The sequence below is a fragment of the Parabacteroides distasonis ATCC 8503 genome (assembly GCF_000012845.1).
In the GTDB taxonomy this organism is placed as follows: domain Bacteria; phylum Bacteroidota; class Bacteroidia; order Bacteroidales; family Tannerellaceae; genus Parabacteroides; species Parabacteroides distasonis.
Map to the genome: position 1 here is coordinate 58,789 of NC_009615.1, position 21,205 is coordinate 79,993.

The following is a 21,205-nucleotide window of genomic DNA, read 5'->3' on the forward strand; positions in this document are numbered from 1 at the left end:
CGGTCTGCCGGACGGTTATTCGCCGGCAAGTCGTTCGATAATCTCCATACACATCCGTCCGTTGTGATAGGGACATTTCCAGAAACCGGCCTTGTCATCCTCGCGATTGATCTCGTGATCGAGCGATACGCTCCAATGCCATTCCCCTTGTTCCTTGTCGATCAAATAACGCTGAATGAATTTCCAGCATGTATAGGCTGTGCCTAAGGCAGGCTCATCTCCGAAATGTTGATACAAGTTGAAATGACCCACTACATTCTCGGCTTGCACCCACCAATGCAGGTCCGTGTCGGCTTTCTTCTCATTCGGGTGATACTCGTAAATGAGGCTACCGTTCGCTAATAACCCGTCTTCGGCCGCTATCGCTACCTTTTGAACCAAGGGCTCTACTTTCTGAAGAATCTCGTTGTCTCCCAATTCGATAGCGGCCTCATGCAGTAACCAAGATGCCTCTATATCATGACCATAGGAGATGATACGGTATTTGCTTTCCCAATCCTCGTTGAAAAAGAGGTTTAAATGATAGGTACGGTGATCCAGAATCTTGTCGGTGAAAATCAGGATCAAGTTTCGGAGTTGTTTTTTGAGGTGCTCGTCTTTCCATACCCGATACAAGTTAGTATAAGGTTCGAGGATATGCAGATGGGTGTTCATAGTTTTTTTCTCATTCTCATCCTTGTCGCTTAGTCGCATATCCTCTATCAGTTTCCAGTCTTTCGTAAAGGCTTCCATATAACCGTTCTTTTCCGGGTCGAAACTATATTGTTCGATTGCCTTGAAGAGACGGATCGCATAATCCAACGTTTCTTTATCTCCGGTAGCCCGGTTGTACTCGCTTAATCCGTAGATAGCGAATCCTAAGGCGTAGATTTGCTTTTTGGTTTGCACGGGTTGACCGGTATAGTCTAATTCCCAGTAAATACCCTCGAATTCTTGGTCGTAGAATTTATCGATAAGGTAACGTTTGGCACGGGTCGCCGTTTCCAGATATTCCGGCTTTCGTAATAAACGGTATGCGGCGGAGAATGTCCATAGGATACGGGCGTTCAAGATGGCGCCTTTAGGGGCATGTACGACTCGTTGATTGTTTCCCGTGATTTGCCCATGGAAACCACCATACTCACTATCTATCATTCGGTTCATCCAGAAAGGGAGGATATTGTTCTCTAGCTCCCATTGAACCTCGTTTTGTAAATCTTCGGTGATTTTATTCATTTGTTTCTTTTCTTTTGGTTTCTAACGTAGCGGTGATTTCCTTCATCTTTGTCTCGCTAAGCGGGTAGAAGGCGATAAATACAACGGACAGGATCGTACCTACGGCCGGTAAGAAACTGAGGAACATCTTGATTCCGCTAATCGTTTCCTCGCTTTGTACGGTATTGGCCTGAAACCCGAAGAAAGCGAGTAGCCAGCCTGTGATTGCCGTGCCGATCGCCCATCCGAATTTCTGGCTCATGGACGAGGAACTGAAGATCAATCCTGTGGCACGGTTCCCTGTTTTTAGTTCTGAGTAGTCCGTGCAATCGGCATACATGGACCAAAGTAGGGGGAAAATACTACCGGCACAAATACTGATGAACACTTGGAACGTGAATATCAGGGCTAGATCCGTCTTGTCGAGCCAGAAAAAGAGGATGCTTAAAACCGAGGCGATCAGCATGGAGCCCATATAGGTTCTTTTCTTTCCGATCTGGTTGCTTAATGGGGCGGCCAAGATCACGCCGACAATATTGGCCGCCTGTCCTACCGCCAGATATAATCCGCTTAAGACGAAGGAGACTCCGAAAAGAGATACATTGGCATAGGCTTCCTCAATGATAAAGTATTTGAAATAATATACGGTAGCCCCGTCGCGGATGGAATTGAAAACCAGAGCGGAGACACCTGCTCCCAATAGTATCCACCAAGGCTTGTTGTGCAATAGATCTCTCAAGTCATCTTTTAACGAGCCTTGTTGCTCTTTAATCGGTTTTACCCGTTCTTTTGTCCATGCGAAACATCCATAAAAGAGAATGGCGCACAGGATAGCGATAACTACGACAGCCATGGTCCATCCATGTTGTTGATCCGCCAATTCATCGCTATTTCCACTAAAGAAACGCACCATCGGCATGAATAGCAACAGGGCTATAAAACTGCCAATATAGGCGAATACCATACGGTACGTAGAAAGGGTATTACGGTCTTGTGGCAACGGGCTCATTACTCCAAGCAAGGACGCATAAGGCACGTTTATAGCGGAGTACACCATCATCATCAAGGAATAGGTGATATAGGCATAGATCAAATTACCTGTTTGTCCGAAAGAAGGAGTCATGAAAGTGAGCACTCCGATAGCGGCGAACGGGATCGCCAGCCAAAGCAAATAAGGGCGAAATTTTCCCCAGCGTGTTTGCGTACGATCCGCCGCAACGCCGACAATCGGGTCAAAGACCGAGTCCCATATACGAGTTATCAAAAACATCGTACCTACGGCTGCTGCCGGTAATCCGAATACGTCCGTATAGAAAATCATCAAGTAAGCGCCAAACAGTTTCCAGAACATGGACGATGCCATGTCCCCGAAACCGTAGCCTATCTTCTCTGTTAGTTTAATCATATGAGTGGTTTTTGTAGGTTATTTCAGGAGTGGAAGATTTCGATCGATTAGCTTTTTCAGCGTCTCGACAGATGCGGTCGTAGTCAGCCCGTCGGCCGGAGTGTTCATGCAGTAATCTACCAATTTATCGATTGTGGATACAGCCACGTGCATACGGGTATCGGAAGACGCATAGTAAATATACACGGTTCCATCCTCATCCGCGATCCATCCGTTAGAGAATAAAACGTTGGATACATCGCCGATCCGTTCCTCATTTTCCGGAGCCATGAAATAGCCGGCGGGTGTGGCGATAGGTCTCGTGGGATCTTCCAATGCGGTCATATACATATAAAGCACGTAACGTAATCCGGCGGCGCATCCCCGTACGCCATGGGCGAGATGTAACCAACCTCTCGGTGTCTTGATCGGGTGGGGGCCTTCGCCATTTTTCACTTCCTTGATCGTATGGTAGTAACGTTGGTCGATGATGGTTTCTTCCTTGACTTCGGCGTGCGTGATATCATCAATCAAGGCCCATCCGATACCACCGCCACTTCCTGCGTCGATAAATCCGTCTTGGGGGCGGGTGTAAAGGGCGTATTTACCATTTACGAATTCCGGATGTAATACGACGTTACGTTGTTGGCTCTTGGTCTTTAAATCCGGGAGACGTTCCCAGTTTTTCAAGTCTTTTGTCCGGGCGATAGCTGCCGTGGCGGTTGCCGAGGATAGATCTCCGGGAGCTGCGTTCGGGTCATGGCGCTCGGCGCAAAAGATTCCGTAAACCCAGCCGTCTTCATGAGCGGTTAGGCGCATGTCGTAAATATTCGTGGCCGGGACAAGATCGTCCGGCATGGTTACCGGGTAATCCCAAAAGCGGAAATTGTCTACTCCGTTCGGGCTTTCGGCTACGGCGAAGAAGGATTTACGGTCGCTTCCTTCTACACGTACCATTAATATATATTTGTCATTCCATTTGATCGCACCGGAGTTCATGGTTGCGTTCATGCCGATGCGTTCCATCAAGTAGGGGTTTGTCTTTTCATTTAAGTCATATCTCCAGAAGATCGGGGTATGCGCAGCTGTCAGTACAGGGTGTTGATAACGGGTGAAGATTCCGTTTCCGTCTTCTAAAGGGATATTTTTCCGGCTTAACAAGGTTTCGTGTTTAGCGAAGAGTTCGTTTACTTTTTCTTGAAATTGTTCCATGATGTTTTTGCTTTAAATGATATTATCAGATGGTGGGAGACGGGGCACGCCCCGTCTCTACAACTAGATATGACGTGATTTATCTGGTTTATGTATGATGTTATTTATATAGGTTGATATCGGAGGCGAACAATGTTTTCGGATTTTCAAAGAACTTCTTGAAATCCTCGGCAGAGGCTTGTCCGGGATAAGGGCCAAAGAAGTGAGTGACTTTTTCACGGGCGTTTCTCCATACCAATACATAAGCGACCGGATATTTCTCCATGGCAGGCAGCAGGGTTCCCGTCCACCATGTGGAGTCTGGTACCCCTTCGTAGCCGGTCTCCGTGATCGCTATGATCTTATGGTTGGCTTTGCCTATGCTGTCTATTACGGAAAGACTGGTATCCATGCTTTTCAAGAAGAAATCCTTATCTTCCCGTTGGTAAGCGTCGAAGCCTAGGACGTCGATCAAGTCATGTCCGGGGTAACGTTCCAGATAAGACGCTTGATCCCGCGGCTCCGTACCTGTGGAATAAGCGTAAACGATCTGGTCTGCCGCTCCGTGAGCGTTTAGATAATCGGCGGTCATTCGCCATAGCGCCTTGTATTCATCCGTGGTACATAAATTCTGTCCCCACCAGAACCAACTTCCGGTGTGTTCGTGCCAAGGACGGAATAGGACGGGAATCTTGGTGCTATCGCTTGTTTTCAAGGAAAGGATGAAATCATTCACTTTGCCTAGCCAACTTTGGAATTTCTCATAGTTCTCCCCTTCCGGAAGGATCGATTTCACGACAGCATGGTCTGATACGTCCCAAGCGTCCCCTCCGGTTTTAGGGTTACGGGGATGCCAACTTAAAGATACCAAGCCTCCCCGGTTATATTGGTTGATGATTTCCTTGCGTATTTTCTCGAAAGGTACTTTATCAAGGCTTTTATCTCCCCCGAGTTCGATCTCTCCAAGATCAAAGCTGATAACGGCCGGATAATCGCCGCATACTTTTTGCACGTCTGAGCCTCCTTCGTCAAATTCCCATCCGATGCCATAAACCGTATCATCGTGATGTCCGAACATGATTCCTTTTTGTGGAATCGCACGTAGGTTCTCTATTAAACGTTCTCTCGGCGAAACCTGTTCGCTTGTCGGTTCTAGTCCTTTCTTCGACGGTGAACAGGCGATTAGTGCCCCTAGGCATAACATGGTAATTAATTTCGTGTTCTTCATGATAACTGTCTTTCTTTATGAACGCGAATGTAAGAGGTATCGGGCAGACAATCTAGTATTATTTTATCGGATAGCGATATTATTTTTATTTTAACCGGAACGGTTGTTTGATTTGGAATTCATTGTTATCTTTGTGCATGTTAATTAATCAAATAGAATGACTATGGGAAAATGGAATGATTTACAAGAACAAGTGAAGGAAGGGAGAGAACGAGAGAAAGCCCGAAAGGAGAATTTGGGAAAGTTCTTTTATGATTTGGCGAAACTGACTTTTGCGGGTGTAGTTATATGTGGGGTTATCCCGTTGTATAAGAATCCGAATGATTTTTCACAGTGGGTAATGCTCATAACAGGTTTAGGAGGTACAGGAATGATTGCGGTTTGTGCAAATAGAATATTTAAATAATAACAGATATGAATAACATGACATTTTTGTTTTTAATTATTATCGTGGTAATGGGGATATTTCTTGCATGGACTTATACCAAATCCGGTAAGAAATGGCTGAAGAACCTATAGCGAACATCTAGATATAGAACTATACCCAATACACGGATCTTATGGAATTATTTATTTTTTCTATAAGATCCGTGTATTGTTTTTGGTAACCCTTGGTTTCTAGTTCCCAACTTGAACCTGTATACGCTCTTTTGAAGTTATCCTCTTCTCAAATACTTTCGTGTCCAGCAGAATAGGGGCATTGACGAAATCCGGGACATTATAGGAATAGACAGAGCGATCGTAATAGGTTTCCGGATCTTCCTGGGGAAGGAGAAAGGGCTTGCTTATCTTGCCATTCTCATCCATGCTTGCCAGATAAAGGCGGGTATAAAGGCCGTCACCCCGGCGGCTACTGAAGACAAACCAGCGGGAGTTGCTACTCCAGTTGTGAAAGCTTTCGGTATCATCGCTATTTACTTCGGATAGCTCGCGGAGGTCTCCGCTTGTCAAGTCCAGTAACCATAGATTCGCCTCTTTATGCCAGATCGAAAAGTTTCCGTAATCGGATAAGGTGAACATAATATATTTGCCGTCATAGGAAGGGCGGGGAAAAGATACGCTTTTCCCTAAAGCCTCAGCGTTCACCAACGTATCGATACGGCTCCCGAATGTACCGGTAGAGGGATCGAAATCGATACTACATAAATTATATCTTATCTCTTTATATTCTTCGGGAATCTTTTTAGCCTCGGCGGAACAAAAGTAAAGCGTACGACCATCCGGGGAGAATGCGGGGAAGGTCTCGAACCTGTCTTTCTTTTGCAAAGAATCGCAAAGAAGTAGATGATGATCTGCCGGATGATAAACGACTACATCAGATTCCAAATCCAAGACTTCTACCCGCTCGTCCTTAACCGTATGGAACGATTGCCGGGTGTTGTTCGTGGAATACGCTATATATTCGCCTCCGGGATGCCAGTAGGGATAGACGCAAGCGGCGATTGTCTGATCTGTTTTCGTGTTGAGGTATTCATCCTTATTGCCGGTTCTCATAAAAGTGGCTCCATGCGTCCCTCGGATGTGAAGACTGAAATGGCTCGGGTCCGTACGATTGAAGGCATGGCAGTTTACGCACATACCTTTGACCAGCGTGTTTTCCACCAAAGGTCTTTCTTTATGAGACGATAGATCACGCTCATAAATACCCATACGGCTATAGACTTCATAACCGGGAGCGATCTTTCGGTATACTAGGCCGTAATCGATCGGGTGGGGGCTGATGTACATGGGGAAAGGTTTGTAAGTACTCCATTTACCCTTTTGCTTGATACTGACAGTAAAGAGTAAACTATCGCCTTGATTGGAGTTGAGCAGTTGTTTCCACTCTTTTTCCGGGAAATTGACATGCTTTGCGTTTATATGTACCTCTTTGCCTTGGTGCCCTTTTACGATAACATCTATCCGCTCATAGGAGGTATCCGTATAAGAGAAATTCATAGGTGCTATCGTGGCGGGTATTGTCACCCCGATATAATCCGGATAGATGGACGGGTATTTCTCTATTTGTTCGGGGGATACTACCGAATTCCCACAAGCGGTAAATAACGCTATACATATACTATATAATAAGATAAGCTTTCTCATGGCCGTTTATTTTCTGAATAATAAGTAATACCAAAATGTCTTCTCGTATTTTGGGCGAAGGATAGGCTCGGAGTCTTTCTGCGTCATATAAACACGGGCGAACTCGCTTACCCCTTCCAATACGTTGCGGGAGATGCTCCAAGGAAGGCCTTGGAAATTAGGATGCTGCTGTGTCCAAATGAAAATCAATGCCTCTTGATAAGAGATGGGTATGTGGTTATAGCCCAGATCTTTTCCCAGCGGATAATATTTCATGAAACGTTCCAGATCCTTCTTTTGCAAGACATAGGCTAACATATACTCGAAAGCCATCCGGTTACTTTTGTTATGTTGCAGCAATAAGCCTAGCATGACATCCATTTCCGTGTCGCTGAACAAGAAATCTTCTGTATATCGGGCTTTTCTCAACCATCCCCATTCGGGATGCTTCTCTATCTTTTCATCGTTATTTAGATAGCTCATGGCGTTGGTCGCCCATTTCTTATAGAACAAGGTATGCTGCAAAGCCCGCAGGTATTTGGCGGCGACAGCGTATTGTCCATTGATCAAGTTGGTCTCGGCCAGACGCATATAGGCACGTCCGCTTTTCTTATAGTCGGGGATAGCCTCCATCGCTTCGAACATATAGCGTTGTGAGGAGTTGATCATTCCCAGATGATAGAATATCTCGCTGGTAGGGAGCGGTGAGGTGAAATCTCTTTGGAAGGTGGGGATCAATCCTTCCGTTCCATTTTGGTAGAAATGGAACATGCGATCCCCTAATTGCCCGGTCTTGGCGAGAGCCAGATTTAAGCAGGTCACGGAGAAAGGAGAATTAGGCTCTTTGTTTTCCGCCGCCTTGATGATCTGGTTCCATTGTTTCATGCGGGTGAGGTAGTCGTATTTCATAGCCTCCTCCTTATCCGAATTGCTGGCGGCATAGATCCATGTGCCGCCACCGATAAGGAGCAGGGTGGAGATAATACCCATCCATGCCTTAGTGCTCTTTACGGGCGGGGGAAGTAAAGCAAGTGCCCCGGGGGTTATGGCAACGGTAGCAATAACAAGTAACAGGGTGTTGGGAACGATCATGGGGAAACGATAATAATCGATGCCGGTCATGAGGCTAAGCAATGGATATTGCGTAAGGCTTTGTGCCAATAGGGGGCATAGGATTCCAAGCAAGATGTAGATAGGAATCCATATATAGGATTTGTTGGATACGATTGGTACGGGTTTGATGCAATGCCCGATTGCTACTCCGATAACGAAGATGAAATAGGCCCCACCACCTACGATCCAGTAGAGTACCGGCATTATTAGGAGCGTATAGATTATTCGTCCCCATGGATGAGTGATTTTTCGCTGGATGATTAAGGCGAAGAGGGCGAGAGTTATGGAGACAGGGAATGCCAGCAGGGCATTCTCATCACATAAAAATACCCAGAGCAGGATAGAGGGGAGAAAGCTGAACGGATACCAAAAGTCGGAAGCCCCCATTTGTTTGGCCAGCCAGTTTATTTGCCGTTGGATAAGCACGAGAACGATCGCCAAGATCGTAGCCCCTGCCCAAGCGAAATAATAGAATTGCGTCAGGAACTCCGCTATATATTCAGCGATGCCTCCGGGATGGAGACATTTGTCGATTCCATATTCCGGCGTGAACAGGAATAACTGGAATTGCTCGTGGTAATGTAAATGATGAGGATAATAAAGTCCCCAAAACAGGCAAATCGCACAGCCGAATAATAAGGAGGCGATTCCTCTTATGTATCTATATTTACGTGTATTTTCCATGATTCTATTATTTAAAAGTCTCAGCTTCCTCGTCGTAGTAGATTTCTTGTACATCTTCAGCGTCGAAAGGAAGCTCGCTAGTGGATAATTCAGGTATATTATAAGATTTCAACGTGATATCGTAATGTTCCGGATCCTCTTGCGGGAGAACGAAAGGTTTATAGGCTTTTCCCGTACTATCCACGTAAGAGAAATAAGGCTTTCCGTATAGTCCGTCATCCCGCTTACTGGCAAAGACAAACCAATGGCTGTTAGAGGACCAACTATGGTAGGTATCCGATTTATCGGAGTTGACGGCAGGTAAGGTATCTATCTTCCCGGTCTGGAGGTTCATCATATGCAGGTCTGTTTCTCGGTGCCAGATCGGGAAGGTTCCATAATCGGCTACCGTGAAAAGTAGGTATTTACCGTCGGGCGATATCTTGGGATGGCAGGCGGAGCCATTATGCTTCTGGGCATCCCATACGGTTTCGATCTGTCGGCCCCATTCCTTGGTATCTTTATGGAAAGATATGCGGCATAGGGAATATTTTAGGTTATGGATGCTATCGGGCAACGGCTGGATGGGAGCGGAGCAATAATAGATCCAGTTCCCATCGGGCGAAAAGGTAGGGAAGGTCTCTAACTCATCCTTCCGGCTAGTCAATGGGGAGGTGATGAGTTGTTTCTTTCTGAAATCGGCGACCACTAGGTCGGAGGTTGTGTCATAGACTTCCAACCGCTTACTTCCTAACGAATGAAAAGCAGGGATGATAATATTCGTGGAAAAAACGGCGAACTGCCCCGATGGATGGAAATCGCCATAGACAGCCCCATTCGGCAGACTGTCGTTGCTCAATTTCAACTTCCTCAAATGTCCGTTACGGTTCAGCAGGGTGCCTCCTTGCTTTCCCCGTAAATGGAACATGGATAAACTTCCTTTCTTATTTCCGTAAATATGGCAGTTCATGCAAGAACCGTCGGTATCTTTGTTGTCGGCGATAATCCGTTCTTCAAAAGAATTAATCTCCCGTTCGCATAATTGGATTTTGTTCCATACCTCGTAACCCGGTTCGATAAGCCGGTAGCTTATATAACTATCCAGTTTCTCCGGAACTACTTGCCAGTAGAAAGAGGGGTAACGGAGCCATTTACCCTTGATACGGGCGACTACGGTTATTTGCAGGCGGTTGCCCACTTCCTGCTCTAAAAGGCTTTCCCATAGGTTTAAAGGGAAAATAGCTTTCTTTCCGAAAGATAATTGTATCTCTTTTGATTTCCCTTTTAAGGTTACTTGCATAGCGTCCGCATCGTTTCTCAATAAGAAGTTGAGAGGGGCAATATTCGTGGGAATCATGATATCCGTATAATCGGGATACATGGGGATTGGGTCTGTGGTATCCTCTATTTGCTTCGGGGTAGGGGTACATCCTGCCAGCAAGCAGATTATCCAGACGAGGTAATAGGTTATGTTCTCTTTCATGATTCTTGCTTCTTTCATGGCTTACTCTCCTTTCCGGGCTCTGTGGTCGCAAAATGATAATAGAACCAATAGGTCTTGCCGTATTTCTCTTTCAAACTCGTGTCCTTTGCCTCATAAAGCCGGGTATAATCGGCGAATTCTTTCGCTATCTTTACCGGGATTTGGTATTTTATAAGCTCTTCCGCACGGATATTACCTTGGCGGGCGAGATGGATCAGCAGGGCCTCGGCGAAAATGGAACTAGAGACCTTACCCGGTACATAATCTTCTACAAAAGAACGGAGATCTTTAGAGAGTAAATGATAGCAGAGTAAGTATTCGTAAGCACGGAGATTGCCGGCGTTCGAGGCGACTAAGTTCCGTAAGGAAGTCACGGCATCGTTACCGGAACGTAGATGGTCTTGGGTCGGGATGTCTCTGCGTTTCTTCTCCAGCCACTCCTTTACTCGCGGGGTTTGCTGACCGGGTATTCTCTTTTCGGCCCAGCTTTTATGAAGGAGTGTCTTGTCTAATATACGTAGATATTTAAGAGCTGCCTCATCATCCCCATTGACCAGATTGATCTCAGCCAGCCGTTTGATCATACGGCTACCCGAATTGCGGGGAGAGAAGATCATACTTAGCATGGCGCAATGCTCGGCCATGGTCATATCTCCTAACGTAAACCATAACTCGTTAGCGAATAGGATAGAGAGAAAAGAAGCGGATGGGTTCACGGGGAGGATCAACCCATTCGTACCCGGTTGATTCCACGCTAGGAGGTTCCGGGAGAGAGATACGGGTGAGTTGATCTCGGACGGATGCGTGGCATTGTACAGGTTCCGGTAATAGGTCACCCAAAGGATTTGGCGGTCTGTCTCGAGATGTTTCCTCATCTTTTGTATATTTCCGAAATAATGTTCCACATCGAGGCTGAGTACATACTCCCGGTCGAGATCCGGCTTACTCCACCAAGTGGTAGCGGGATATTGGGTCGCTGGAAGAAGTAATATACCTGCCGCAAGCAGGGCACTTAGCTTTTGATGGTGCGCTATGATTCCGGCGGCCAGCATAAGGGCCAGACAGAGCCATGCCCCGTACCCGAAGCACCAATAGCAAAGAAGCATGGCGGGAATGCAGGTAAGAAGACGTTGCCCCTCAGTTTGGCTCCGGCTATATAACAGGAAAACACCTTCTGCTCCGATCAAGGAGAGAGTCGCGGATAACGGATAGGCGAGTCCGCAAGACCTTCCGGCCTCCCATAATACAAGTAGTATCATAAGAGGAAGGGCGTATCTCTTGCTGACGAATTGCCGGAATGTCTGATAGGTAAGCAGGGCAAATAAAGTTAAGACAACGCTTAGGATGAACGGGCCTCCCCCGATATAATAAAAGAATTGCGTGAGGAAATCGCCGGTGAGACAAGCCAGCCACGCTTCCTCCTGAAAATATCCACGGAGAAACTCGCCGCTGTACAAGAACAGCATCATTTGCTCTTTGTGGAACAAATGATAGGGGTACATCCAGAAGAAGAAAGCGAAGATCGCTATCGCCAGTACCGCTAGCGTGATCGACAGATCCTGTTTAATGATTCGCTTCATCCAGTTCCTTTCGTTGCTCTTCGGTCAAGGAGGTTTTTATCATCTTATAGAGGAATTTCCCGACCGTTTGGTTGATATGTTCTTTCATGAACGCATAATTAAAAGCTTGCGTCTCTACTCTCAAGGAATCCCATGTCTGCTTGATGCGGATGGAATCTCCCGGCGAGCAGGTCTTAAGCGCTGTCCATAGGGCATAGGATTCGCCATCGGTCTTTTGCTTACGGTCTTTCCAATGTTGCAAGGCGTCGTTTTGCGGTGTACCGGAGGCCGAGCTGATGGAGTCTATCCGTACTGAGGTCACACCCGGTTCCGTTACGACCAGTAGCTCTTGGAACTTGAGACGCAAAAGGATGCGCATACGGAGGACTTTCATCTCTTCTCCCGTTCCTTGGAAAGTAAACCGTGCGTTCTCTATTCTCGTAGAATCGATATTTTCGATTGAGGCGTTTTCCATGGGTGCCAGATAAATCCATTCCCCATCCTGCTGTGCGGTGGGTAGGGTGCCTTCTATGATGTATTTGGAATCGTTAGATTGACAGGCAAATAGGCACAATAAAGTGAATACTCCTATAAATAGATATTTCATCGATCGTGTTCATTAGTAATTAGAGACTCAAAGTTTAGACTGCGTAAAGTTAGTATTTTTTCGGAAAAGGGAATGATGTTTTTTTGACAAAGGGTGATACTTAATTTACGTCGCTGTTGGGGAGGAATGGAAAAAAGGAGGACACTAATTCAGACATCCTCCCTTTTTATGAAATAAAGAACAATTAAGCGTTTAGGACTTTCTTGAAGCGACGGATAAATTCCTTGGCCTCATCCATCGTCAAGCAAAGCGGAGGAAGCAGACGGATCGTATGGGTTCCGGCTACGCCCGTGAACACTTTCTCCTCAAAGAGAAGTTTGCTACGTACTTCCTTGATAGATTCCTCGAACTCGATACCGATCATCAAACCACGGCCCCGAATTTCCTTGATACCCGGAAGTTTATGAAGCTCATCCAATAAATAGGCACCCACTTTCGCCGCGTTATCAATCAAACGCTCGTCTTCCATAATATCGAGAACGGCGATAGCGGCTGCGCAAGCCAAATGGTTACCGCCGAAAGTAGTGCCGAGCATACCATAAACCGGCTTGAATTTCGGGCTGATCAATAACCCACCCATCGGGAAGCCATTGGCGATACCTTTCGCTACCGAGATCAAATCCGGCTTGATACCGGCATATTGATGTGCGAAGAATTTACCGCTTCTTCCATATCCGGATTGAATCTCATCCAAGATCAGACAGGCATCATAAGTCGTACACAGGTTGCGTAACTCACGCATAAAATCATCCGTTGGCAATTGGATGCCACCTACACCTTGGATACCTTCGATGATCACGGACGATACATCCCCCTTCTTCAACTCTTCCTCTACGGCGGAAGCGTCGTTCAATGGAAGATAAGTAACCGCTAGATCCTCATTTACCGGAGCGATGATCTTCGGGTTATCCGTGACACGAACGGCGGCGGAGGTACGTCCATGAAAGGCGTGCTTGAATGCGATCACCCGCTTCTTCCCGTTATGAAAAGAGGCGAGCTTTAACGCGTTCTCGTTCGCCTCCGCTCCGGAGTTGATCAAGAACAACGAATAATCATCGTAGCCGGAAGCCTTCCCTAGCTTATCCGCTAATTTTTGTTGCAAGCTATTGATAACCGAGTTCGAGTAAAAGCCTAATTTATTTACCTGCTCGGTAATCGCCTTTACGTAAGTAGGGTGGCTGTGCCCCACCGAGATCACGGCATGGCCGCCATATAAGTCGAGGTACTCGTTTCCCTCGCTATCCCATACATGACATCCCTTGCCTTGTACGATCTCTATATTAAATAATGGATATACGTCGAATAAATTCATCTTTATAGTATTTTTTAAAACGCGGAGGGTTTTAAGTGTAAGCCAACCGTCTCCTCCAACCCGAACAATAAGTTCATGTTGTGGACCGCTTGGCCGCTAGCACCCTTCAATAAGTTATCGATCATAGAGATAATAAGAAGCTTATCATCTATTTTCTGTAAGTGGATCAAGCATTTATTCGTATTTACCACTTGTTTCAAATCCGGGTTCTTATCAGTGATAAACGTGAAGCTGTGATCATCATAATATTCCTCATAAATACGTCGGATCTCCACCAAGTCAATCTTGCAATCGATGTATGTCGTGGCGAATATACCACGGGAGAAATTACCGCGTACGGGGATGAAGTTGATCCGGCTTGAATAGCTCTTCTGCAACTGGCTCAAGCTCTGGTTGATCTCGGCCAAGTGCTGATGCGTAAAAGGCTTATAGATTGATATGTTGTCGTTGCGCCAGCTAAAGTGAGAGGTGGAAGAAGGCTTCACGCCCGCTCCCGTAGAACCCGTGATGGCATTGACATGCAAGTCGGAATTCAGCATCAAGTGCTTCGCCAACGGCAATACGCCCAATTGGATGCAAGTAGCGAAACAACCGGGGTTCGCTATATGCCGGGCGTTGCAAATTCGGCGGCGGTTTAATTCCGGCAGGCCGTACACGAAATCGTGCTCCGGGCCTTCGATCCGGTAGTCCATGCTCAGGTCGATAATCTTCACGTTCTCGGGAACCGTGTGGTTCTCCATGAACTTTTTCGTATCGCCATGAGCGGTACAGAAGAACAGAAGGTCGATGCTATCTAACGGCAACTCGCTGGTGAACACCAAATCCGTCTCGCCATAAAGACCACCATGCACGTCCGTGATCTTGTTACCGGCGTTACTGCTACTGTTTATAAATGTAAGCTCGGCATCAGGGTGGTTTAGGAGCAGGCGGATCAATTCACCCGCCGTGTAACCCGCTCCGCCTATAATTCCGCATTTAATCATATCTCTTCGTCTTTATGGTTCGTATAATAAACACGCAACGGAGTAGAAAGAACCTTGATGAAGCCCTTAGCGTCCTCGGCGGTCCAGCCTTTCTGCATCTCTCCGTACTCACCGAATTTCGTCTTCACCAAGTCATCCTCAGATTCTACGCCAACGGTAGAGAAGGACAACGGACGAAGCTCCAGAATAGCCGTACCGTTCACGTTACGCTGAGACTCTTGCAACATCGCCTCGATATCGCGCATCACCGGTTCCAGATATTGGCTCTCGTGCAAGAACATGCCGTACCAGTTCGCTACCTGATCCTTCCAGTATTGTTGCCATTTGCTCAACGTATATTTCTCTAAGAAGCGGTGCGCCCCGATAATCAACATAGGAGCGGCAGCCTCGAAACCGACCCGTCCCTTGATGCCGATGATCGTATCGCCCACGTGCATATCACGGCCGATACCGTAAGCGGCCCCGATCTCCTCGATCTTCTGGATAGCGGCGATCTTATCCTCGAACACCTCACCATTCACGGCATGAACCTCACCGTTCTTGAACTCGATGCGCAATTGCTCGCTGCCAGTCTTCTCCACCTGTTTCAAATATGCGCTCTCGGGCAATCCTTGCGCGGAATCAAGAATCTCGCCGCCGCAGATAGAGGTTCCCCAAAGACCTACGTTATAGGAATATTTCAACTTCGTGAAATCGGCCTCGAAACCGTGCTCCTTCAAGTAGTTGATCTCTTCCTCGCGGCTCAAGGCCATATCGCGGGTCAACGTGATAATCTCCACGTTCGGAGCCAATACCAAGAAAGTCATATCGAAACGGATCTGGTCGTTACCGGCTCCGGTAGAACCATGGGCGATAGCGTCGGCGCCAATCTCGTTTGCGTAGCGGGCGATCGCCAAGGCTTGGAAGATACGCTCGGAGCTTACGGAGATCGGATACGTACCATTACGCAGCACGTTTCCGAAAATCATGTACTTCAAGCTCTTCTCGTAATACTCTTTCGTAACGTCGATCGTCACGTATTTCGTGGCGCCTAGCTTATAGGCGTTCTCCTCGTTTTGTTTCAATTGTTCCTCGCTGAAACCACCTGTGTTAGCGCAAGCGGCGTATACCTCGTATCCTTTTTCTTTAGCCAGATACATGACCGTGAATGAGGTATCCAAACCTCCGCTGAACGCTACTACTACTTTCTTCTTCATCGTTTCTTTATTTTATGTTGTTTTTCTATCGTATTAATTTAGTCCTTTTTAGTCTGATTACGGGCCTCCCGCTCTCGTTGCGCACGATGCGGATCGGCTGGGTCGAACAGCATGGCCGTGCAGATGCAATACTTACGTTCGGTGCGTTCCAAGATATCGTGGTTCACGCAACCGTTGCAACCTCGCCAGAAAGCCTCATCGTCCGTCAAGTCGGAGAACGTAACCGGTACATATCCCAGCTCGGTATTCATCTTCATCACGGCAGCGCCGGAGGTAAGGCTGAATACCTTTGCTTTCGGCCAGCGCATGCGGGCAAGCTGGAAGGTCATGTCTTTGATGCGTTTCGCTATACCCAAGCCCCGGAAATCCGGATGCACGATCAAGCCGGAGGTAGTCACGTACTGCTTGTTTCCCCATGACTCGATATAACTAAACCCGGCGAACTCGTTTCCCGCCAAGGCGATCACCGCTTTGCCCTCTTTCATCTTCTGGGCCACATACTCGTGCGTACGTTTGGCGATACCCGTGCCCCGGACTTTAGCGGCAGACTCGATCGTATCTAGGATCGTATCCACATATACCTCGTGAGAGGCATCAGCGATCATAACATCAATTTCTATTTCTTGTTCCATTTTATTGTTTGTTCTTAGTTTTTTCCTTTTATATAAAATGTGATAAAGCGGCAATCACCTTCTCTTGGCTCACACCGTTGCGGGGGATTACCAAGATCGTATCGTCTCCGGCTATGGTGGCCAGTATCTCGCTGGGGGCATGGGAGTCTATGTCCGAGGCGATTCCCATGGCGTAACCCGGTCGTGTTTTCACCACCGCTAAGTTTCCGGAAAACTCGATATTCGGCTTTTTCTTGCCTTCAGGCTGTGCTTGTTTGCTTATACTCTCTTCGGGAAGGCGATATACATAATCTCCGTTTCCGTCGTGTACCTTGGCTACTTTCAGTTGCTTGATGTCGCGGGAAAGCGTAGCTTGCGTAACCGAGAATCCGCTATCTTCCAACTCTTTAAGCAGTTCTTCTTGATTACTTATCACCTTCGTTTGTATAATACCGCAAATGGCATCCAATCGTTCCTTCTTTGTACTCATGTTGTATATTTATGCAAAACAGGCTGCAAATATAAAGAGTATTGTTGAATAAATATACAATCAAGGGCTTTTTTTTCTGATATAAGTAGGGGGTAAGGGATTTTCCTGCTTAGCTTAGGTTTAATCACTGTAAGTGTTAGGCATTTCATCTATTTATATTCGTCTTCTATCAGCCATTGGATGATCATGCAACAGCTGTTAGAAGATCATCTACCAATTGGTGGATGATCATGCAACGGATGATAGATGATGAATGTCATTCAAAGGAAAGGCTAATACTTCCTATAGAAAGAACGAAAGGGTGTGGTCGTTTTGAACAAAATGGTAGTATCTTTGCGTTATTAAAAAGAGAGTATCAGGTTTAATTTCAAGTAAAAGGATATGAGAAAAATAGCAAGTTTATTCGTGGCCTTGCTTTTATTGGCAGGCTGTTCCAGCGTACCGTTGACAGGACGTAAGCAAGTGCTGTTGGTTTCGGACCAAGAGGTGTTATCGTCCAGCCTTACCCAGTATAACGATTATATAAAGACGGCGAAAAAATCGACGAACGTGAACAAGAGCGCTATGGTAACCCGGGTCGGAAAGAAGATAGCCGCCGCTACGGAGGACTATTTGCGGGCGAACGGGATGGCGGATGAGGTAAAAAACTTCTCTTGGGAGTTTAATTTGGTGAATGATCCGCAGGTGAACGCCTTCTGTATGCCAGGCGGCAAGATCGTGGTGTACGAGGGATTGCTGCCATTGGTTTCCTCGGACGATGAATTGGCGGTAGTCATCGGGCATGAGGTCGCCCATGCCGTAGCTAAACACAGCAATGAGCGTATGAGCCAGCAACTAATGGCCCAATACGGGGCGGCTATTTTAGGTGCGGCCGTAAGCAATAAGAGTGCGGCGGTACAGCAAGCGGCCAATACGGTATATGGTGTGGGAGCGCAGTATGGCGTAATGCTTCCTTTCTCCCGTAAGCACGAGTCGGAAGCGGATTATATGGGATTGGTATTCATGACTATGGCGGGATACAATCCGGACGTGGCAGTCAACTTCTGGCAAAAGATGTCCGCCGGAAAGAGTGGCTCTACGCCGGAATTTATGAGTACGCACCCCAGTGATGCCACTCGTATAGCGGAAATCCAAAAAGTCCTACCCGCAATCAAAACCAAATACAAAAAGTAGTTGGCAGTTGACAAGTGACAGTTATTTTATCACTTGTCTCAATTTTCAATTAAACAAGATTCCCATCTTGTTCATTAAGAAACAAGCATTCATATTCTGGGCTATTCCTTCTCTTAGTTGATAAGAGAAGGATAGCTCCTCGTCTTTTATATCCGCTTCGAAGCGGTAATTCTTTATTTGTTCCGGGAACTCTTCCTCCAAAGTACCCAACACTAAATCGTGGGTGGCGATGATGCCGCAAGCCTTATAAGCGACCAGCTGTTTCATAAGGGCAAGAGAGCCTTTCTGCTTGTCGATAGAATTTGTTCCCTTCAAGATCTCGTCCAAGATGATAAATAGCTTCTCCCCGTTTTGCAGCCTGTCGATAATCATTTTCAGCCGTTTCAACTCCGCGAAGAAATAAGACTCGTTGCTAGCCAAGGAATCCGAGGTACGTAAGCTGGTAACCATGTGGGCGGGATAAACCGTCAAGGAGGCGGCGCAGACCGGAGCGCCTACGCAAGCCAATAAGTAATTGACACCGATCGTCCGGAGGTATGTACTTTTTCCGGCCATATTCGCTCCGGTGATAATCAGGAACCAAGGACTTTTGCGGATATCGATATCGTTCTTTACGCAGACTTCCCGGTTCAAAAGAGGATGTCCCAAAGCCTTGCCTTCCATCTGGAAATAAGTGTCGGCAATCTCCGGATAGATGTATTCCGGATGGTTGAAAGCGAAACCACCCAACGAGTTCAGCGCGTCGAAACGAGCCAGCGCGTCGAACCAAAGCGGAAGTTTATCGGAGTAAGTCTGAATCCAGCGTTCCAAAAGGATGGCATGGCGTGTATCCCGCAAGTAGAAGAGATTGAAAATGATACCCGCCAAACTGAATCGTTGGTCTAATCCTCCGATATACGACGACAAGCGTTTGATAGCATGCGAGGCCAATTCCTTCTCATTCGCTAATTGCCCGCTGATCTCTTTCAGCTCTTCCGACTGGAAATTATCTTCTTCCACACATTGCATCAGCTTTGAGTACCGATTGAAAATAGACTCCATCTTATTGACGGTCGCGTAAAGCGCATTGATTTCCTTGGCTCGTCCGTAAGCGATCACTAACGTGATTAAGAAATAAATATTCAATAAACTCCCGCTGATCCAATCCAGCGAGTAAGCGATACCCAATACGATCCACAACACTGGGACCGCCCAGATCAATAGTTTCCACGGTAGGCTATCAACGAATTTATGCTTACGCTGAGTGAGTCGGTCCATAAAGTTGATATCGTTGTCTCTCGTATCTTGCGTGTCCTGCCGGATGATTCCCGTCACATAGAAATGCTGCCGTAAGGCGGATAAAGTCGCTAATTCCTTGACAGCCTCTTGCCGTTTGACGATCTCCTTCTTATCCGTCAAGGGATTCGAGAGCCAACCGGCCAGTCGTTCCCGCCCGAACCCGGTTACGGTACGATTGAGCGATTGAAACAAGGAGCGGTCTCCAAACACATCCAGATCCAAGCAGAAAGAGTGCTCGCCCGAGATCTTATCGGCCGCCCCGTCGAACGCACTGAAATCATAGTCCAGTCCTTTTAGCTCATCCTCGTTCAGTTTGATCAAGGTCTCGGCGTATACTTTTCGTGCGTACATTTTATTATGGTACCACATCAGGAGCGCGAACGGGATGATATAAGCGAAGGTGATCCCTGTCAGCCATTGCCAACTCTCATCCCTGAATATCCATAAGGAGAGGATCGCTCCCACCACTAAAGCCAACCGGATACTCCCCATCAAATGGATATTCTTTTTCAAATTACCCAAGCGCCGTGTATAAGCGTCGATATTTTCTTTGTAATAACTATAGATTTCTTCCATAGCCGCGAATATAGGAAAAATGAACTAACCTCTTGAATTTTGGTTTATATATTATATTCATAGGTGAAATGACCATTATTCATGTAATTTGGGCGATAAAGCCAACTGCCGTTTCCCCTATATTCGCGGACACATTTATAATTTAAGATCATTTATGAAAAAAACGATTATATCCTTTCTCTTCCTTTTTGTTTGCGGTATGGCACATTCGCAAGTTTTAGCGAAAGGGCCGGAAGAGAGTTATAACGCGGATAGTATTCGTGCGATTTTGGATAAGTCACCTTATTTTACCTTATTCAAGGACAATTATTTTATTGGCGGTATCCCTATCGGCAACAAGCCTACGGCGAGAAACTCCGACGTTAAATTCCAGTTGAGCATCGCCCAACGTCTTACGAAAAGTAAACTCCCCTTCGATACCTATCTTTTCTTGCAATACACGCAAAAGGCTTTTTGGAATGTCTTTCAAGAGTCCTTGCCGATGCGCGACTTGAATTTTAATCCGGGTATCGGTTTGGGGCACCTTATCGTGCATAAGAATAAATATATCGGGAAAGGCTATTTGATGGTCGAGCACGAGTCGAACGGTAAAGATAGCATCTTCTCCCGAAGTTGGAACAAGATCACCCTAGCGGCGGCTGTCCTGTTGAATAAGAACTGGGAAGTTCAATTCAAGGGCTGGATACCGATCGTGGATGGCAAGGAAAATAAAGACATCCTTAAATATAATGGTATATTCCAAGTAGCCGCCAATTACCGGACAGACAACAGGCGCTTTAACTGCGGGGTTATCTTGACCAAACGAAAGACTTGGTTCAGCTTTAACACTCAGATCGAGTTGAGCTATAAGTTTAATAATAACGAGAACCAATATTTCTTCCTGCAATATTATAATGGTTACGGTGAGAACCTTTTGGAATACAATCAATACAAAAGCATGCTGCGGATCGGTTTCGTGATCAAGCCGCAAGATTTCAGTATTTACTAAAAAATATCCTTCTTGATAGATCTCATTGATCGGGCGATAGATGTAATATATGATACATTTCGTTTCTTTAGGAAACAATACATTTACAGACTTTGTTTTCTAATATATTGAA

Annotated in this window: 18 protein-coding genes; 3 read left to right on the forward strand and 15 right to left on the reverse strand. The window is 46.4% G+C overall.

The window, feature by feature from the left end; genetic code table 11:
* Positions 1-15: 15 nt before the first annotated feature.
* The 4 genes from BDI_RS00280 to BDI_RS00295 form a co-directional block, all read right to left on the reverse strand.
* Positions 16-1,215 (reverse strand): AGE family epimerase/isomerase, encoded by a 1,200-nt coding sequence (locus tag BDI_RS00280; RefSeq protein ID WP_005855199.1) that lies wholly within the window; start codon positions 1,213-1,215, stop codon positions 16-18.
* Positions 1,208-2,599, reverse strand: a complete 1,392-nt coding sequence (locus BDI_RS00285) for an MFS transporter (protein WP_005855201.1) — start codon at positions 2,597-2,599, stop codon at positions 1,208-1,210. The genes BDI_RS00280 and BDI_RS00285 overlap by 8 nt, the downstream gene beginning before the upstream one ends.
* A gap of 18 nt (positions 2,600-2,617) precedes the next feature.
* Positions 2,618-3,790: a glycoside hydrolase family 130 protein gene (locus BDI_RS00290; RefSeq protein ID WP_005855202.1), complete on the reverse strand. Its 1,173-nt coding sequence runs from the start codon at positions 3,788-3,790 to the stop codon at positions 2,618-2,620.
* A 100-nt stretch (positions 3,791-3,890) separates the two neighbouring features.
* On the reverse strand, positions 3,891-4,997 hold the full coding sequence (locus BDI_RS00295) for a glycoside hydrolase family 26 protein (protein WP_011965873.1): 1,107 nt from the start codon (positions 4,995-4,997) through the stop codon (positions 3,891-3,893).
* Positions 4,998-5,160: 163 nt separating this feature from the next.
* Between BDI_RS00295 and BDI_RS00300 the strand changes: the two genes are divergently transcribed.
* Positions 5,161-5,403, forward strand: coding sequence for a DUF6722 family protein (locus BDI_RS00300; protein WP_009018619.1), 243 nt, complete (start codon positions 5,161-5,163; stop codon positions 5,401-5,403).
* Between the two features lie 212 nt (positions 5,404-5,615).
* Here the strand turns inward: BDI_RS00300 and BDI_RS00305 are convergent, their stop codons facing one another.
* The 10 genes from BDI_RS00305 to BDI_RS00350 all read right to left on the reverse strand — a co-directional run bounded on the left by BDI_RS00305 (position 5,616) and on the right by BDI_RS00350 (position 17,078).
* Complete coding sequence (locus tag BDI_RS00305) at positions 5,616-7,082, reverse strand: PD40 domain-containing protein (protein WP_011965874.1); 1,467 nt, start codon at positions 7,080-7,082, stop codon at positions 5,616-5,618.
* A 6-nt stretch (positions 7,083-7,088) separates the two neighbouring features.
* Positions 7,089-8,858, reverse strand: a complete 1,770-nt coding sequence (locus BDI_RS00310; protein ID WP_011965875.1) for a DUF6057 family protein — start codon at positions 8,856-8,858, stop codon at positions 7,089-7,091.
* 7 nt (positions 8,859-8,865) lie between these two features.
* Entirely contained in the window at positions 8,866-10,338 is a 1,473-nt protein-coding gene (locus BDI_RS00315; RefSeq protein WP_041525531.1) for a TolB family protein, read from the reverse strand.
* Complete coding sequence (locus BDI_RS00320) at positions 10,335-11,900, reverse strand: DUF6057 family protein (protein WP_009276799.1); 1,566 nt, start codon at positions 11,898-11,900, stop codon at positions 10,335-10,337. Before BDI_RS00320 ends, BDI_RS00315 begins: the two co-directional genes overlap by 4 nt.
* The gene (locus tag BDI_RS00325; RefSeq protein WP_011965877.1) at positions 11,884-12,486 is read right to left on the reverse strand and encodes a DUF4369 domain-containing protein; all 603 of its coding nucleotides are present in this window, start codon (positions 12,484-12,486) and stop codon (positions 11,884-11,886) included. The genes BDI_RS00320 and BDI_RS00325 overlap by 17 nt, the downstream gene beginning before the upstream one ends.
* 184 nt (positions 12,487-12,670) lie before the next feature.
* Positions 12,671-13,798, reverse strand: coding sequence for an aspartate aminotransferase family protein (locus BDI_RS00330; RefSeq protein WP_011965878.1), 1,128 nt, complete (start codon positions 13,796-13,798; stop codon positions 12,671-12,673).
* A gap of 14 nt (positions 13,799-13,812) precedes the next feature.
* Positions 13,813-14,781: an N-acetyl-gamma-glutamyl-phosphate reductase gene (gene argC / locus BDI_RS00335; RefSeq protein ID WP_009276801.1), complete on the reverse strand. Its 969-nt coding sequence runs from the start codon at positions 14,779-14,781 to the stop codon at positions 13,813-13,815.
* Positions 14,778-15,977 (reverse strand): argininosuccinate synthase, encoded by a 1,200-nt coding sequence (locus tag BDI_RS00340; RefSeq protein ID WP_005855223.1) that lies wholly within the window; start codon positions 15,975-15,977, stop codon positions 14,778-14,780. The genes argC and BDI_RS00340 overlap by 4 nt, the downstream gene beginning before the upstream one ends.
* Before the next feature lie 38 nt (positions 15,978-16,015).
* Entirely contained in the window at positions 16,016-16,609 is a 594-nt protein-coding gene (locus BDI_RS00345) for a GNAT family N-acetyltransferase (RefSeq protein ID WP_005855225.1), read from the reverse strand.
* Positions 16,610-16,637: 28 nt separating this feature from the next.
* The gene (locus BDI_RS00350; protein WP_005855227.1) at positions 16,638-17,078 is read right to left on the reverse strand and encodes an arginine repressor; all 441 of its coding nucleotides are present in this window, start codon (positions 17,076-17,078) and stop codon (positions 16,638-16,640) included.
* A gap of 381 nt (positions 17,079-17,459) precedes the next feature.
* Between BDI_RS00350 and BDI_RS00355 the strand changes: the two genes are divergently transcribed.
* On the forward strand, positions 17,460-18,251 hold the full coding sequence (locus tag BDI_RS00355) for a M48 family metallopeptidase (RefSeq protein ID WP_009276803.1): 792 nt from the start codon (positions 17,460-17,462) through the stop codon (positions 18,249-18,251).
* 45 nt (positions 18,252-18,296) lie between these two features.
* Here the strand turns inward: BDI_RS00355 and BDI_RS00360 are convergent, their stop codons facing one another.
* On the reverse strand, positions 18,297-20,105 hold the full coding sequence (locus tag BDI_RS00360) for a MutS family DNA mismatch repair protein (protein WP_011965879.1): 1,809 nt from the start codon (positions 20,103-20,105) through the stop codon (positions 18,297-18,299).
* Between the two features lie 154 nt (positions 20,106-20,259).
* Between BDI_RS00360 and BDI_RS00365 the strand changes: the two genes are divergently transcribed.
* Entirely contained in the window at positions 20,260-21,093 is an 834-nt protein-coding gene (locus tag BDI_RS00365) for a phospholipase A (protein ID WP_009276805.1), read from the forward strand.
* Positions 21,094-21,205: the final 112 nt, after the last annotated feature.

Coding starts and splice junctions, on each gene's coding strand:
- BDI_RS00280 (WP_005855199.1), bottom strand. CDS start 1,215: ATGAATAAAATCACCGAAGATTTACAAAACGAGGTTCAATGGGAGCTA.
- BDI_RS00285 (WP_005855201.1), bottom strand. CDS start 2,599: ATGATTAAACTAACAGAGAAGATAGGCTACGGTTTCGGGGACATGGCA.
- BDI_RS00290 (WP_005855202.1), bottom strand. CDS start 3,790: ATGGAACAATTTCAAGAAAAAGTAAACGAACTCTTCGCTAAACACGAA.
- BDI_RS00295 (WP_011965873.1), bottom strand. CDS start 4,997: ATGAAGAACACGAAATTAATTACCATGTTATGCCTAGGGGCACTAATC.
- BDI_RS00300 (WP_009018619.1), top strand. CDS start 5,161: ATGGGAAAATGGAATGATTTACAAGAACAAGTGAAGGAAGGGAGAGAA.
- BDI_RS00305 (WP_011965874.1), bottom strand. CDS start 7,082: ATGAGAAAGCTTATCTTATTATATAGTATATGTATAGCGTTATTTACC.
- BDI_RS00310 (WP_011965875.1), bottom strand. CDS start 8,858: ATGGAAAATACACGTAAATATAGATACATAAGAGGAATCGCCTCCTTA.
- BDI_RS00315 (WP_041525531.1), bottom strand. CDS start 10,338: ATGAAAGAAGCAAGAATCATGAAAGAGAACATAACCTATTACCTCGTC.
- BDI_RS00320 (WP_009276799.1), bottom strand. CDS start 11,900: ATGAAGCGAATCATTAAACAGGATCTGTCGATCACGCTAGCGGTACTG.
- BDI_RS00325 (WP_011965877.1), bottom strand. CDS start 12,486: ATGAAATATCTATTTATAGGAGTATTCACTTTATTGTGCCTATTTGCC.
- BDI_RS00330 (WP_011965878.1), bottom strand. CDS start 13,798: ATGAATTTATTCGACGTATATCCATTATTTAATATAGAGATCGTACAA.
- argC (WP_009276801.1), bottom strand. CDS start 14,781: ATGATTAAATGCGGAATTATAGGCGGAGCGGGTTACACGGCGGGTGAA.
- BDI_RS00340 (WP_005855223.1), bottom strand. CDS start 15,977: ATGAAGAAGAAAGTAGTAGTAGCGTTCAGCGGAGGTTTGGATACCTCA.
- BDI_RS00345 (WP_005855225.1), bottom strand. CDS start 16,609: ATGGAACAAGAAATAGAAATTGATGTTATGATCGCTGATGCCTCTCAC.
- BDI_RS00350 (WP_005855227.1), bottom strand. CDS start 17,078: ATGAGTACAAAGAAGGAACGATTGGATGCCATTTGCGGTATTATACAA.
- BDI_RS00355 (WP_009276803.1), top strand. CDS start 17,460: ATGAGAAAAATAGCAAGTTTATTCGTGGCCTTGCTTTTATTGGCAGGC.
- BDI_RS00360 (WP_011965879.1), bottom strand. CDS start 20,105: ATGGAAGAAATCTATAGTTATTACAAAGAAAATATCGACGCTTATACA.
- BDI_RS00365 (WP_009276805.1), top strand. CDS start 20,260: ATGAAAAAAACGATTATATCCTTTCTCTTCCTTTTTGTTTGCGGTATG.